The sequence below is a fragment of the Syntrophomonas palmitatica JCM 14374 genome (genome assembly GCF_001311885.1).
In the GTDB taxonomy this organism is placed as follows: Bacteria; Bacillota; Syntrophomonadia; order Syntrophomonadales; family Syntrophomonadaceae; genus Syntrophomonas_A; species Syntrophomonas_A palmitatica.
In genome coordinates, this window is record NZ_BBCE01000025.1 from 1 (window position 1) to 16,718 (window position 16,718).

Annotated in this window: 9 protein-coding genes; all 9 read right to left on the reverse strand. The window is 49.0% G+C overall.

Annotated features, from left to right (window positions below):
* Window positions 1-2,152: immunoglobulin-like domain-containing protein (locus tag JCM14374_RS12010; protein WP_172674222.1), on the reverse strand; the 2,152-nt coding region annotated here is incomplete at its 3' end.
* The gene (locus tag JCM14374_RS12015; RefSeq protein ID WP_054697766.1) at window positions 2,146-5,814 is read right to left on the reverse strand and encodes an Ig-like domain-containing protein; all 3,669 of its coding nucleotides are present in this window, start codon (window positions 5,812-5,814) and stop codon (window positions 2,146-2,148) included. The genes JCM14374_RS12010 and JCM14374_RS12015, both read right to left, overlap by 7 nt.
* Window positions 5,815-5,914: 100 nt before the next feature.
* Entirely contained in the window at window positions 5,915-6,163 is a 249-nt protein-coding gene (locus tag JCM14374_RS12020; protein ID WP_054697769.1) for a DUF2442 domain-containing protein, read from the reverse strand.
* Window positions 6,164-6,344: 181 nt separating this feature from the next.
* Window positions 6,345-6,482: a hypothetical protein gene (locus JCM14374_RS13675; protein WP_157049113.1), complete on the reverse strand. Its 138-nt coding sequence runs from the start codon at window positions 6,480-6,482 to the stop codon at window positions 6,345-6,347.
* Window positions 6,483-6,560: 78 nt separating this feature from the next.
* Window positions 6,561-6,974, reverse strand: a complete 414-nt coding sequence (locus tag JCM14374_RS12025; RefSeq protein WP_054697772.1) for a helix-turn-helix domain-containing protein — start codon at window positions 6,972-6,974, stop codon at window positions 6,561-6,563.
* Complete coding sequence (locus JCM14374_RS12030) at window positions 6,971-9,031, reverse strand: MalT transcriptional regulator family protein (RefSeq protein WP_054697774.1); 2,061 nt, start codon at window positions 9,029-9,031, stop codon at window positions 6,971-6,973. The genes JCM14374_RS12025 and JCM14374_RS12030 overlap by 4 nt, the downstream gene beginning before the upstream one ends.
* A 49-nt stretch (window positions 9,032-9,080) precedes the next feature.
* Window positions 9,081-14,966, reverse strand: coding sequence for an S-layer homology domain-containing protein (locus tag JCM14374_RS12035; RefSeq protein ID WP_054697777.1), 5,886 nt, complete (start codon window positions 14,964-14,966; stop codon window positions 9,081-9,083).
* Window positions 14,967-15,340: 374 nt separating this feature from the next.
* On the reverse strand, window positions 15,341-15,487 hold the full coding sequence (locus JCM14374_RS13680; RefSeq protein WP_157049114.1) for a hypothetical protein: 147 nt from the start codon (window positions 15,485-15,487) through the stop codon (window positions 15,341-15,343).
* Window positions 15,488-15,548: 61 nt separating this feature from the next.
* Window positions 15,549-16,718, reverse strand: a 1,170-nt coding sequence (locus JCM14374_RS13825) for a hypothetical protein (protein WP_172674223.1), incomplete at its 5' end; no start/stop codon positions are given.

Genomic DNA, 16,718 nt, shown 5'->3' on the forward strand with positions numbered 1-16,718 from the left:
CTGTCAGCACCTGACTGGCTGCCGGGGCGCTGCTGTCAAAGCCGGTTACGTTGGCTGTTGTTATAGTTTCATTTTTGCTGGAACCGTCACTGTAGTGTCCTGTAACTTCCATGCCTGTAGTGTCCAGGGGTTCGCCTACGGTATACACCAGTTTGTCTGCCTGTTTGGTGATGGCGATGCTCTGCAGGGTTGCTGCCGGCACCGCGTTGATGGTGATACTTAATTCCCGAGTGTCGCTGCCTGCTGCGTTGGCAGCCTTGACGGTAAAAGTATAGGTTCCGGCAGTCGTCGGGGTTCCCGAGATAACGCCACCATCTGAGAGCGAAAGCCCCTCAGGCAGATCGCCGCTCTCTTTGCTCCAGGTAATCGGCGTATCGCCTGTGGCCGCCAAGGTCTGGCTGTAGGCCGTGTTTACCGTGCCATCCGGCAGGCTGGCAGTGGTTATAGTCGGTGCCCCAGGTACCTGCATTATAGTTACGGTGTAGGTGGTGCTCTTTCCGCCTACGGTCACTGTCAGCACCTGGCTGGCTGCCGGTTTGCTGCTGTCAAAGCCGGTTACGTTATCTGCGGTTATGGTCTCCACCCTGATTGAGTTGTCGTTATAGGTGCCTATCACCAACAGGCCGGTAATGTCCAGGGATTCGCCCACGGTATATACCAGCTTGTTTGCAGGGCGTGCTATTTCAATGCTTTTCAGGGCCGATAATGGCTGCTTCAAGACCGTAAGTATGAAGTCCTTTGTAACAAATACTTCATTGCTGTAAACGCTGGCTGTTACACTTACGGTTGCATCACTGCCTGAGAATGATGGCCGGATCACCTCGCCGCTGTTGCTTATCACAGCTGTATTACTGGACACCCATGTGATGGTGGAATTGTAAACTGATCCCGTGGCAGCAAGGGTCAGGTTCTGGGTTACTGAGCTTGCGCTGTCGCCCCGGGCAAAACCAATCTCAAGTGCCTCCTTGTCCGCCGCCACCTTTTCCGCATCGCTTGGCGGGGTTGTTCTCCACTGGGCATACACTGTAATGTCGGAGGTGACCGGCGTGGCTGCGGTAAAAATGCTTCCGCTGCCATTCGCCGCCGTGTTCCATCCGGCAAAGATATAGCCCGACCTTGTGGGGGGTGTCGGCAACGTGCCTATGTTTCCGCCGGATACAGCCGTTTTGGTTTTGGGAGTTGCTTCCGTATTTCCGCCGTATTTATCGAAGGTTACGGTATAAGTCTGCGGAAGCACCGTATCGGCTTTCAGCAGCAGGTTATAATAATTTGTGGAATAATCCTTCCCATCGTAAGCCACGAAGTGCAGAATAGTATTACCCACTTCTGTCGGAGTGATGGTATAAATCGCATCTGCTTCTTTTTCACCTGAATCGCTTTTCCCAACAAAATAGGTCAGTTGATCATCGTCTGGATCCTCAAAAATAGTCGATAAATCAAGGGTGAACGGCGTGTTCACAAGCACATTGACCTCGTTTTCGGTATTTACCCCGCTTTTCAGTACAGGTGCCCGATTGAATTCTGCCGCCCTCTTGATGGTAATCTTGTAACGTAACCAACACCTATCATCTTGAGCAACAATCACAAAATAAATATCGGTACTGCCGCCTGCCGTGAGGTTCACGTCTTCAGTGGTTATATTGTCAAAATCGCTGGTACCGTAGAACTCTACTGTGGCGTACTTATCGTTTGGCACAATATCATCCGGCCCTACCGTTGCTACATCGTAGGGTACTTTGATGGTTGCCTCATAATCGTGATGCTGATTGCTATCTACTTTGAATGGCTGGCCCAGCACCGTAGCCAAAGTAATGTCTCTGGATTTTGCGCGTTGGATTATGAACTTATAATAGTCCGTATTGTCACCGTCCTGGGACACTGTCTTAACATAAACGTTATTATCTCCGGGTTCAATCTCCATAATCGAAGAAGTCGGAGTTGTGTAGGTGCTGTCGTTTCCGTAGAATATGACGGATGTACCGCTCTGGACAGGTATAATATCACTTGCCGATAATGTGGTAACATTATCGGACACACTAATAGTCTGACTCCAGGGAGAGCTTCTCGAAGAGTCACTGGAGCTGGATTTATTCGTGTCTACGGTTTTGCCGGCTACCCAGGAAAGCCTGGTGTCATTGTAGGGGGTCACCACAGATCTTTGTTCACTATCATTGGCAATATACAGATTGCGTCGGAATCTAGGCTCACTCCGACAGGGTTAAACATATCCGCGGCTATGGTGTAGACATATTCCTTAACCATGTCGATGCCCCGCTGCTTTCCTGTTACGGCTGAAACCATGCGGATTGCGTTATTATTGCAGTCAGCGATATACAAATTACCAATTTGGTCAAGCGCCAGGCATTTGATATGATTGAATTTAGCCTGAGAGACGTTTCCTCCGTCTCCCGAGTAACCTGATGTAAACTTCACTAACGATTTAATGATTCCGGTGGTGGCGTCCACTTTGCGTATACTGGATAAAGTTCCGATATTTATATTGCCGTCTTTGTCAACAGCTATGGCAGACGGACAATTGAGTCCGACATTGGTGGCAATATCTCCGTCACCGGAATCAATCATCGTTCCGTTACCGGCTATGGTGTAAATATAACCGGCTGTCATGGGCACTCCCCACTTTGTCTGGTCCTTTGCCGCAATCATTCGTACCCTGAAACTTGAATAATCTGCAATATATAGATTACCATCGGCATCCAGAGCTAATTCACATGCATAAACAAATTTTGACTGCGACGCGGGCACCCCGTCACCGTAATATTCACCAGTCCCCTTTGAACCGGCTATTGTATAGACATGGCCTGTCTTCACGGGGATACCGAATATGGTTCCGTCAACGGCTGCCACTACCCTCACTACGTTGTACTCACTAAAGAAAAGGTTTCCGGCATTGTCTACAACAACGTATGTGGGCGATACTCCCGCCAGGACAGCAGGGCCTTCATTGCCTGTGTAGTCACCTTGTCCGTTTCCGGCAATAAGGTAGTACTTCCCTGCGGTCATGGATACTCCAAACCTGGTCTGATCCTTTACCGGTACCATTAGAATTCTGTGATAAACGGCGTCAGTGATGTAGTAGTTACCCTCCGCATCCACAGCTACGAAATTCGTTGTAAATTTTAAGTCCGTATTAAATTTTTGAACGCGGAACTCTGCGGTGGTTGTCTCGCTGTCATTGGTGGTAAAATAGAAAGTCAATTTCGTTGTTTTCCTGTTTTCCAGGGTGTTGAGGTAGTTCATCCTTAAAGTGACCGTATTGCCTTCAACGGTGTAATCGGTACCCCGATTCAAAACATTGACACCATTTTTGATCTCAGCCAAGGTGTTTACGCTGCTAGTCACGGTCACCGGTATGTCTGTGTGATAACCACCGATATTACTCTGGTCATAGATGGCAAGGTCAGACTCCAGGGTGGGAAGCACTGCTTCCTTATCGATTACATTAACCGTCATCGTATCTTCCTTGCCGCCATAACAGACTCTTATGGTCGCACTGCCCGGGGCAAATCCGGTAATAAGGCCTATGGAGCTGACATCTGCTACTACGTTGTTGCCTGAGTAATGAGAGACCCTTGTCGGAACGATATTCACTGATGTATTGTCCGTATAATACGCCGTCACCGCCAACTGACAGACCGCATTCTTACTTAGCGTTACTTCTTTGGGAGCTACTGTGATATGATCAAGCGTTGCATTGACCTTTACCGGTATAACAACAGACTTATCCAGGAATGTGGCTGTAATGGCGGCATTGCCCGGATAGACTCCCGTAACGACGCCGTTTGCGTTAACCGTTGCAATGTTCGTGTCGCTTGACGTATAGCTGCACAATGAGGTGACTTCACTTTCCTCCAAATTGTCTCCATAAACCGCGAAGATGTATATTGGCTTGGTTGAACCGTTATCAATGTTTACGGAAACGGGGTTCGACCAGAACCTGGTAATATCAACGACCGTTACCTCCATCGTTGTGGTCATATCATAATATTTAAATGTCAACACAGCGCTTCCCGGGGATACGCCCGTGATCTGACCTCCGGTATCAACCCTTGCCACGTCGGGGTTGCTGGATGTGCAGGATAAGAAACTACTCTTTGTCACATCCTCCTTACCCCCTCCCCATGGCCGGTATATCACTGAAAATGCCCCGGTGAAACCTTTTTTAACTGTGATCCGGCTGGGATTCGTCTCAATGCCGGCCACATAAATAGTCCCCGTGTGTTTTAGTTGTCCTCCGGTAACATTTAAAGGGCCCTTATATTCTACGGTCACTTCCGCAGTACCTGATGACGTGGCTGTAACAAGTCCGCTTTGAGTGACCGTGGCTATATTACCGCCTTTTGATATATAATAGTCACAGTCATTTGTCACATTATATACAGTGCCGTCACTTAGATACGCTGTCACTTTTAACTGTCTGGTAGGGTCAGTCAAATACAAGCATAGAGGATTGGGTTCAATATAAAGTCTATCTATATTCGCAATGACTTTGAAATAGAACGTCGGTGGGAAAAGATCCATATATCTTATAGTCATCATTGTATTGCCCGCGGCTTTGGCTACTACATCGAAATAACGAATATTCATATAAGGAAGAGTTTGCGCTTCTAATTTCCTTTCCCAATTGACAAACCCCCATGTAAGATACTGGTCGCTGGAAAATTCATAAGTACATGTGGCTGTCACATCCCGTGTAGACCCGTCCTCCATGTAGGCAAAAACCTTAAAAAGCCTATGAGGATACCCTAGACTGATCTTATATTTATCTTCTTCAGATAAGTCATCTAAGAAATCCAAATAAATATAACGTGGTTTTATATTATTGACCGTCACGGTCACCTTGGTTTCATGTCCCTCCGGAGCCTTTAGCGTTATTTCCGCAGTACCCAGAGACTTGCCGGTAACAACGCCCTTACTGTCAACCGTGGCTACTGCCGGGTTGCTGGATGAATATTGTGACAAGTCGTCCGCAGCAATAAAATGGTAACCATTGCGCGAGTAAAGCCTTGGCGCCAGCCGCAAAGGCATCCCCGGGGAGAGTGTTATATCGTCACATTCATAACGGATCCACCGGCTATTGATATACATGTATTGAGAAGCTGTCATACCTTTCCAGCTTACCCTTAAGTAGGTGCTGGAATAATAATTCTTAAAGCTAACAGTTATATAACCCCCTTGGGATATGTTCACCAGGTCGGGGTCATCAACCGAGTAAGTGCATAAACTGGTGATATCATCAGAACCCCCGTTGTATAGCCTGGCATACACTTTATAGTACTTGCGCTCGTTTGGGTACCCAAAATAACTATTGCCCAAATATTGATCCGGACACACTATGGATATACCATAGTACTTTTGAGAATAAACTCTGAAACTCCCTGATATATTAAATGTTTTAACGTTAACGGTTATTGTAACAAGCCCGTGGTCCATCCCTATTAACTCACCATCTTGAGCCACATGACATACATTATAATCGCTTGATATAAACTCAATTGTCTCGTTACGTGGGTACCTCCAGGTTCCATCAGACATGAGAACCTCTACACCAGCTTTTATGTGTTGACCAGGCACCAATTCCACATACGCGTCCAGCTTATCAAATACGTAAACAGCTACCGGATGAGGCTCACCTTCGGCCTTTGCCGCATCCGGCACCATAAACGCGAACGTTGTAATTAGCGCCATAAACATGAACAGGCGCAGGGCAATGGACCACTTGGCATGTTTTTTTGTGTTGAGTCCGACCTGGGGCACAGCAGTCTCTTCAATTGATATTCTGACTTCCTTATTCAAATTACTTCCCTCCTCTAAACCTGCTAAAACAGCACTTCATAGAGCTTTCCATCTGATTAAAATAAGCTGGTGTTCGTATTGCCAAGAGGCTAATTTGTGTTTATCCGTCGCCGATGACGACGTCAATCAGCTCATAAAGCGGTATTTTCAGTTTTCCGTCTCCCCAGACGATTGCTTCACTGCCGGCTTTGTCGGCCCTGACGTCGTTAAACAGCTCTACATCGGAAAGCTCCGCAAAACGGACGGTTTTCAGCTTGGCGGATAGATCCACCGTGATGCTGCTGCCGTTGTTGAACGCCACCAGCAGCCGGAAGCTCTCCAGCGGAGTGACAGATTGAATGTTGTTCACAAAAGTACCTCCTTGCCTATGGAATAAGACCCCTTAAGCGATTCGCACCCTCTGAATCTAGCCATGAAACACAAGAACAAATTTGACCTCCGCGCTATCAGCGTTATCGTTTTAGATTGCCGCGTCGCTGAGCTCCTCGCAACGACAGTAAGCTTGTTCCCGAAGGTAATCCTTAATTGTGTCATTGCGAGCACAGCGAAGCAATCTTTCCCCGGTTTTGCAGCAATGACAGGGAGGCGGTACTGCCGTTCACGATGACTTCTACGATTGCTCTGCCCACGCCCCCGAGTACACTTATCCACAGCCGTTTGTAAACCATACTTTCCTATAAAAAACCTGCTCTATGTTAAATCATAAAGCAGGTTTTTAATTCGCCCCGTTCGAAAGGATAGTTTTTCTATTCTAAAATTCCCGCCAGCTTGCTCCGGCGATCAATGTCCAGCTTGGAGAAGACCGAGCGCAGATGGAACTTAACGGTTGCTTCAGTCACAAAGAGCTTGGCTGCAATTTCTTTATTGCTGAACCCCTTGGCCGCCAGGGAGGCCACCTCCATTTCTTTCTCGGTCAGGCCATAAGGCAGGGTTTGACTTTCAGAAATGAGCCTTATGGCCGTTTTCCAGTTGTCGCTGTAGATCAGTCCCTGTGCCGTCTCATCCTCCGGCATCTTCTCCCCCAAGGCGTCCAGGGCTTGCTCCAATAAACCGCCCAGCATCAGCTTAAACTCCATAAAAGGAGAATAAAGCTTGTCGGGCAGCGCATCGGCCAGACTTTTTTGCAGGTGGAGCAGCGCCTTATCCTGCTGGCCGGTCATGAAGCGGCTGCTGCCGCCAGGATATGTACATATAACTCGAGTATCAGATAACCCTGTTCCCGGCACTCTTTGAGAAGGACCTCCGCCGTACCCAGCAGCCGTATATACTCCTGCTCCTGCAATAGAACTGCAAGATGTATATAGCCTGCGTAAAGCTTGGCCCAGGAAGGGGCGTCGGGATAAACTGTTTTGCCGTCACGAAGCCACTGGGGCAGCAATTTGCCCAGCTCCAGCCATATATATACGCCCGCCCGCAGCATTTCCATGACATAAGGGCTCAGGGCGTCGCTGCCCACGCTTTCCTCTATGGCTTTGAAATATTTAGGCAGGTCGCTGTGTTTTCCCCTTCTGAAAGCTGCGTGCCCGAGCAGATTTGCGGCTCCCATCCTGATAGGCCATTGACCGGCGGCGTCGGCATGATAGGCAGCCTGATAAACCAAAAGCTCAGCTTCCGAAAGATCGTTCCGATAGAGAGCAACTTCCCCCTTCATAAACACCTCTCCGCGGTTCTTAATGCCGGTCAGAACAGAAAGCAGGCCGGATACACTGGATAACGCTTCAATTTCCTCCTTAAGCCGGCCCGGGGTTTTATGGAAAAGGATCATCATGGGCATTCCGAAGGCAAAAGGCTCCTCAGCCGTCAGGGTTTTGCACCTGCCTCCGATCATCTCTGCGGCCTTTCTTATGAGAGGCTCCATTTTTATTATATCGGGGAACTCCAGATAAGCGCTGATCAGCATCCACTCGCCCATCAGGGCCTTTTGCCTGGTTTCGTCCGATATATCCTTGATAATATTCCTGATTTCCTCCAAAAGCTTAGCCGCCTTATCCTTTTGATCAGCGCCGATCAGCGCGTAGGCAATGCGCAGCAGGGAGACGGGGTGCTTACGCTTAATCTCCGGGGGACATTCTTCCAACATGCGGGCGGCAACATCGGTAAAGGGCGTTCCGTTTATGCGCACCAGGGTCATCCCGGTCAGGGGCAGGGACAGGAACGCCTCGTATTCTCCGACCTCAAGGTAGCAGGAGATGGCGTGACCGACGTCGCCGGTGCGGGCGTACCAGTCTCCCGCCCGCCGGAAGCAATGCCTTTTGGTCACGGCATCCGCCGCAGCAAGCCTTCTTCGCAGCGTTTCCAGCAGAATGGCATGGGGCACGTAGCGCCGTTCATCGGTTTCATAAGAGATAAAGGGCGTTTCCTCCAGCAGGGCCAGGATTCTTTCGGGCAGTTCATGCTCCTGAAGCAGAAAGTTAATCTGTTCAATGGTTACGCCGGGAAAGGGAGCGATATGAAGCAAAAGCCGCTTCTCTTCATCACCGAGGTTTTTCCATACGATATTTTCCATCAGCTGAAGGATTCCCAGGCTATGAGAATAGCCTTCCCCCCGCTGTATCTGCAATATTATAAGATAGAGGGCCACAATCCAGCCCTCGGTGTATTCGTATATTTGTCTGACCTCGTTTGGGGAAACGGCAACGCCGCACATTCTGCAATACTGCCTCACGTCCTCTTCATTCAGGCGCAAATCCTCGGCCCGGATTAGGTGAACCTTGGCCTGTTCAAAAAACGAAAGTTGAAAGGGCCGGGCGGTTTGGGTGATGATGACAATATGCAGCCTGTCCACATCACAGGACAAAAGCTCCGACATGAAGATATAGGGCAGTTCCTTCTGCAGATACTGAAAATCGTCCAGCACCAGCACAGTTTGAGTGCTGCAGCTTATGCTCCTGAGGATCTGCCCGATCTCCCAGGCCGACATAAGCTTTGGAAACCCGGCGGCAAGCAGTTCTTTTCCTGCTGATGAGTCAATATGGATAAGCTCGCGGCACAGTCTGTCCCATGAATTTACCGGGTCGCCCTCCGCAGCATTCCACCAATAGACCGGCGTGCCTTCAGGCAGGCTTTCCATGATATAATCACGCACTGCCGTACTCTTGCCAAAGCCTGAAGGAGCCTCCACAACCGTCACCGGCGCAGTCAGAATACCCTCCAGCTTTTTACGCAGCCGGAAAGAGTAATAATGGAGGCTGGAACCACTTCTTTTTATTTCAGCCATAGCCCTCACCTCTTGTCCGTTGCTAAATGGGTTTACCGCAAAACTCGATTTATTTATTGTATATCCGATATAGAAATACGGCTGCTTCGGCGCGGGTTGTCCGGTTAGAAGGGTTCAGTCTGTCCTGACAGCCTACGATTAACCCCTGTTTGACCAGGCTGGCAATCTTCTCAGCGGCATAAACAGCAATCTCAGACCGGTCATTGTACTTATCAAGCAGGCTGGTGCTGTTTACAGGCTTCATCCGATTGGTTTTCTCCAGGGCGCGCGCTGCCAGTACCATCATATCCTGTCTGGATATATACTCTCCGGGTTCAAACCTGTTCTTTGCACCAACCGCAATGCCAAGTTTTTTAGCTATGCCAACAGGTTTATAATAGTACGCTTCCGGTTTTACATCATCAAAGTTACTATCAGATTTTGCACTTAATCCAAGGGTTTTTACCAACAATACCATGTAGTCGGCTCTGGTAATAATACCAGCCGGCATAAAAGTGTTCTCCGCGACACCGTTAATGATGCCTTTGGAGGCCATTACCTCTATCTGCTTCTTAGCCCAGGATACATTTCCCAGATCCTTAAAGGTTCGGTTGACAAACACAACTGCATACCTGCTGAAATGAGTGGTCGTAAAGTTTACCAAACCAGTTGACGGGTCGTATTTTCCGCTGGTTACGGGAATGATATTACCTGAGCCGTCAATATACCATACAGTAATATGTTCCGGGTCGGCAAGCTCCTTCTCGTTCGGGGTATAAGGAATACTCACATTTACCGGAGCACTGTCGTTGTTCCAGGAATAGGGCTGGCCATCAACTTTTAATGATAATTCTATAACCGGTTTATCACCGATTTGGTTCCTTAATCCTGAATCCATGCTTGAAGTATCTACCTGAGCAATTGATATAGATACACTTTCCGCACCCGCTGCGATTTCCGGCGGCAGCATATTGTCCGGCAGGGTTATCGCGGCAATACTGGTTGTCAATAGAATTTGTTGATTTGAATTGGATGAAAGCATATTTGCGGGCAAAGCTGATTCATAGGCCATAGCCCCTTGAATCGCGCTGATGGATATGTTGACTGTCTTGACGCCGTCACTGTTTGGTACAGCTTTCTCAAGTGCGCTGTTAAGTGCTGCCGCATCAATCTTTGCGTTTGCTACACCGGTATTTTTATCAAGCGTCGGAGCAGCGTTTAAAGTGCCTGTATCAGCACCTGTAATATTTTGATTATTAACATTGGTATTGGCCGTCCCGCTATTGGCAACGCCCGAAACCGCACCGGCACTATTGCTGATACCGCTATCTGATGAAGGTGTATATGCCCTCACATATAAGGGGGTTTCACCGAGGTTCTCCAAAACAATCTGCGCATTGACGACATTTTTTAATTCACTGGCAAAATTACCGGATTCATCGGGAACCGCCCTGACGATTTCAGCCATTCTTCCCTCCGGAATGGAAAGGGTAATATCAGTATGATTCCCGGTTCCCTCTTTGCTCCACAGGACATAAATCTTCTGCCCTCCCCGGGTAAACTTGTATCCCCTTATATCAGCATCCATACTTAATTTCTCAACAGCGGTGAATCCATCTATCATATCCGCCATTTTCTTCCAGCTATAATATATTTGACGCTTGCTGCCATTGGAATCCAGCATGGCCATCCAGCCCAGACGCGCATCGTTGCCAGCATCAGCGGGCGGTTCGACCTCAGTATAGATAAGAACATCCCCTATGCCCTCACCCCAGGCATAAACACTGGACTGCACCAAATAACGGGCATTGTCTTCCTGGGTGGCTCCAGCATGGTAAGCCGGCGGCGGTGTCATTCCCGCATGATCATAGAACGCGTACTCGGTAATCCAGGAGGGATGATTTCCCAGGCCAAGGCTTTCCAAGAAGCCGGGCAGGTTGGGCAGGTAGTAATCAAAATCCGCATCATAGGGTGCATCAAGAGGTGAATAGGTATGGCAGGCGATAATATCTATCGCTGCTGCCGGAACGGTTTTAAGCAGTTTTTTGGTATCTTCCTCATCGAAGGGATCATATGCGACATAACATTTTGCATCCGCGTCCTTGGCGGCATTTATGGCGGCCTTATAGTATGCGCAGAAGACATCGGCCGGGGGATTGTTGACGCTGTCCATGGTGCTGGAATACTCGTTCATAATCTCATAAACCCGCATTGATGAAGGTATGAGCCCGGGCATGTCATCCTGCCCGTCTCCATCGTAGCGTTCGACAATGAGGTTGACCGCCTGCCCGAATTGCTCCGCACTCATCCAGGTATTATTGTGGCGCGCATTTATAATAATATATGGAATCATTCCTTTTTGCTGACAGGCCAGCACATCCTGGTCTTTAGCCGCAAGTTCTTTCTGGTTGTTCCAGTTCTGTTCGTTTACATCAATAGGAACCCGGGTATAGCGCAGCCTGAGTTCCTGGGCAAGATTGTACAGTGATGGTCCCCCAGCCCCGGCCCCCAGGCGCCGACCAGTATATGAATATGGGGTTTCTGTTTTTATCGTCCTCACCTTGAAGCTGTTTTCAGCATATCCGGTTGCCTTGATGGTTACCTCGAAGATGCCAATACCGGAAAAAGCCGATGCCAAAATCGATACTTTTGTGTTTGCAACCGTATAGCTTTCCGGGTTTACAGGCTCACCATCAACGCAAACCTCGAATATGGCATTTTTCCATGCCGAGTAGCTTTCGGCAAAAGTGGCTTTTGCAGGCTCCGACAGGGCAAGGTTGATGGCCACCGGAGCCAGAGGAGGAACGCCGGTACTGGTCTGCCCGCCGGTTTCCACGCCCTGAGGTGGTGTGAACTCGTCTCCGGTCAAAGCTGACACCAAAGGCATAGCTGCAAGCAAAACCTGATAGTCGGCAGGAGGAGATACGGTAAAAATGTCTTCCACCTTGTCTATGAAGTCCTCCCAGTAACATATTTCATCATCCTCGGGAGGAAAACCCTCTGCATTTTCCTGTTCGCCCATTGTTTTCATGAGTTCATAGGCCGTAGCCAGGCGCAGGTTTTCCGGCACCCGTTCAAGTATTGCCAGGAGGTTTTCCTTCAGCTGGCTTAAGTTTGAGGAAACCTGGGTCCGTGTTTGTGACCAGTTGTTGAAAAGCTGCTGACTGTTCTGCTGCCAGAGCTTTAGATTCTGCATATCGAAGGGGTCCGCAACCGTCTGAATAGTCCCCAGACTTGCCAGCAGGCTGCTGCTGTTTAAAGAGCTGTCCGGCAGTCCTTTGATAGTTTCCACGCGGCGGCACAACAGATGTACCTGCTGTGCATAATCATCATTATAGTCGTTCATTCTCGATGTCTCAGTTTCCACCTGCGGCCAGTCGTTTTTCAGGTAATTGCGAAGATCCGAAGCCCATTGGGCCATAAGTATCGGTTCCCGATAGCACTGGTATTCGTAATCGCGATCCAGCATCTTTTCAATATAAAGCGCATTATCGAAATAATGATTAAGAATGCGATAGCCCTTTTTCAGCTGGTAGTCGACATACCCATAGCCCCTTAGCCATCCGGTATCTTCCAGGTATTCCCGCCATACTACATCCGGGTCAAAGCTCTCATGACACTGCGGCAAGGCGGGAACCAGGGTAATCTCCGGAGATAACAAACACCCGTTTTCCAAATAGGTTCGAGGATTGGAGCCGCTGGTGCCAAAAAAGATATAGGTTCCTGCCATGGCGTTCGTCTCGCTGGCCTTAAGGGCTGCGGCCTCCACTGCCCCGGGGTCGGGCAAAGCTGCATTGAAGCTATCAAGCGCCGAATATATTTGTTGGGCATTGGTGAAGAAAACACCTAGATTGGATTTGAGATCGGCTATCTGTGCAGACGACAAGGAGGAAAAATCAATGTTCATCTGTTCAGCCTGAGTCGGGTCGAAATTGATGATTTGTGTTCTGACATTCTCATTTAATCCGCTAAAAAGCGAATCCAGGCTGCTGCCATAGGCAAACGATGTCAGAACCGGATTGCTGTTGGCCTGTTGTACCGCTGCTTGAATCTCGTTTACCAGGCTGTTGATTGAAACTCCTGGATAACTATTGCTTACGTTACCGGTTTTCCATTTTTCTATAAAATCGGCGGCTATCTTGGAATATGCCTGTCCGGCTTCACTCACATAAGTATCCAGGTTTGTCTCAAATGTCTGTCCCAGTGTGCTTACTGTTCCCGCCACCTGGTCAGAGCCAAAAGCGCCTGCCCACCCCGGATAAAATTGTATTTCCCAGTCCGAATAATTCTCCTTTTGACTCAGGGCAGTAGTATAAAGGCTTACAACAGCGTCTTCCCAGGCTGTAAAAGCCGATGGAAAAGAGGATTTGGCACGCAGCGGGTTGAAAGTAACCCGTTCATTTTCCGGTGTTGTATATGTATAAGCCAGAACACGTTCATTGTTGACGGTTTCATAACAGCGCACCTCAAAGTACGGCGTTGCCTGCTGAAATTGCGCCAGCGCGCTTCCGAAGGCATTCAGCCTGGTCAGTACCTGCTGCCTGTAACCTCCCCCGGTTCCGTATTGAGATTTAACCCAGTTATTCCCCGTGCGGCTTATATATCCGGTGATCCTGGGGCCATGGTCATACAAGGCATCGTATTCCGCCTTCTTGGTTTTGAAATTCATATAACTCGAGAGGTCGGCCGAACCTGTGAGGTCGTTCTGTGTGTAATAGGACAGCATTTGCTGGAAGGTATCCTGTATTTGTTGTTCGGTGGCCTGGATATTAACCGCCTGGCTGGCTACCAGGGCATCCAATTCTTGATCGCGTTGAGCTTGTTGGGTTTGAGCAGCACTTTTCGCATCTTCAGCTGTCTTTGCAGTCTGCTGCAGTTCTGCGGCCTTCTGCGCTACCAGACCCAGGCGGGTGTTGGCCTTGTCCAGCCCGCTGGCATAAACCCGTTTTATTCCCATAAGCGGAGCAATTTCCTTCTGATAAAGGCTTTCAAAGAAGTCCTCGTGTACTTGAATCAAACCCAGTTCCAATTGTTTAATCTTGTAATTGGCCAGTTTTACGGCTTGATCCGAGCTCGTGTAGTTCTCCAGGTTTTCCCATTCTGCGTTAAGGCTGGAATCCATGATTTGCGACTGTATCAGGCGGTGCATCATGAGCTGCATACGGTTGGGCTCTTTAAAGCTTCCGCTGTATTCCGGGAAATAATAAGATGGAGGACATTCTATGGTCAAATTCCCGTAATCGTTAATATAAGCCTGGTAATACAGACCTTTTCCTTCGGTGCAGCTGGGCCACAGCCCGTTTTCCTTATGGTTATAGATAGACTCAGCATCTCCCAGGTAAGGTATGGAGCCGTCATCCTCCATGGAGCGCAAGCGGTTTATACAGTAGGCATTCAGGCTTTCGGTAAAATCCTCGCTTTTCATATAAGCCACCATGTAGTCCAATGTAAACTGCATCACTACCTCGGCCAGTTCGGCAGGATTTTTGTTGCATGACAGGCCGATCTCGGATAATTCCTCCCCCATTTGATAGGCATCCATCAGATCAGTTTTATCTACCGTATAGGAGACCGCCTCTCCAATGACCTCACCGCACGTATCCTCATCGCCGTTTCCTCCCAAAGCCGAGATATATTTCCCTACGGCATCTTGAACCATGGTAATCAGGGCATCCTTTTCATCTGCCGCCATGGTATTCGGGAAGTTGGTTCCCTTTACAAGTTCTTCCGCCACAGTCCGGCTGGTCAGTCCCAGCTTCTTCTGAGTATACTCGTGCGAATAGTTCAAAAGAAGACTGCTTTTGTTTTGCAAGTCTTCCAGGGTAACTTTATAATACATGCCGCCGTGTGACAGCCCTGAAAATATTACTTTGGCCGCGGCTGAGGGCAATTCTATCGAAAGGATTAAAGTAAGAGCTATTAATACCCCTATTAAGAAAAAACACAATTTCTTCATTATATTACTCTCCCCTTCACCAGTAGACAGCATTAATTCAAATCATGTCCTGTTCGCCATCTCTTCTGTAAAAAAATATTCTTTGCAGAATTAATATTTCCTTCTTTATCCTGCCGGAGTGTTAATGGATGCATCGGGGCAAAGGGGCAAGAGCGGATGGGCATAATTTTTTTACTTCACATGTCTTGTAAATTGATAAACACCTATAAACGAAAGCACGTAAAGATTATAGATAGCTCTATTAGTGAACACAGGACATACCCGCCTCGTCGCGTCATCTATAAGGGCGATCAGGGTTATCGTTTTAGATTGCCGCGTCGCTGTGCTCCTCGCAACGACAGTAAGGTTGTTCCCGAAAGTAATCCTTTATTGTGTCATTGCGAGCACAGCGAAGCAATCTTTTCCCGGTTTTGTAGCAATGACAGGGCGGCGGCGCTGCCGCTGGCGATACCCCCTGGAGCGGCCTGCCGCGCCTCGTGCGCACTTATCCACAGCCTAACGGAAAGAATACTTCCCTGCACATTAAAAAATCCCCCATACTGAAAAGTATGGAGGATTTTTGATTATGGTATCTATTGCCGCTCATGGATTTACCGTGATATATATCGGTTTTGTATAGGTTTCCCCGCCCGAAACCGTAATCACAATGTCCGCCGTGAAATCCTCGGGTGAACTGCCTGATAAGGTCCCCGACGGCGGCGAAATGGTAAGTATATTACCTGAGAGCAATACCCAGGCCGGTGCGTTCTGAAGCGACAAGGTATATGATCCCGCACCGGTTACAAAAAGTATCTGGCTTTGCGTATCCCCCTCATCGACACCGAACGACACCGGCTCCATCTGGATCACATACACAGTGACATCCTTTGTCCCCGTGCCGGCGGAGTTCGTTGCCGTCAGCGTCAGGGTGAAAGGTGAGTCATTGATGCTCAAGCCTGGATCGATCGACAGGTTTACCCCATCGAAAAAGAAGTTTCCGGGACTTGACGAAATATTGGTTATTCCGTACGTGGCTGGGGAGCCGGTCACTGTGTATGGATAATCACCATGCGTATATGGGGGCGGAAGCAAGATTGCATCCGGCCCGCTAATTATCGGTTTAGTCGCGGCCGGGCTCACGTTCACCGTGATGGTTTTGGGTTTCGTGCCTTCCGAATTGGTGGCATAAAGCGTAACTTCATACGAGCCGGCACCGAGGCCGGACGGAATGGTCAGCGTATTCCCGGCAAAGGTCGCGTTGGCCGTATTGGGTTTATCCGTGCTGATGCCGCAGGTCGGCGCCGGGTAGCCGCCGAAGGTATACGCCTGGTCTTTGCGGGCGTAGCCTTCCGTAAGGTCGATGGTATCCAGCCCGGTAATTGTCGGCATAGTCGCGGCCGGGCTCACGTTCACGGTAATGGTTTTGGGTTTCGTGCCTTCCGAATTGGTGGCATAAAGCGTAACTTCATACGAGCCGACACCGAGGCCGGACGGAATGGTCAGCGTATTCCCGGCAAAGGTCGCGTTGGCCGTATTGGGTTTATCCGTGCTGATGCCGCAGGTCGGCGCCGGGTAGCCGCCGAAGGTATACGCCTGATTATGATTTTCATATCCTTCCGTAAGGTCGATGGTATCCGGCCCGGTAATATACGGCCAGCTAGGCCGCTGTATGTGTATGGACGAATCACTGGATAACTCTAGACGTAAACCCCACCATGCGTAGAGTGTCATGTCCTCCGTCACTATATCGTTGGCAAAATCCCATATCTTTCC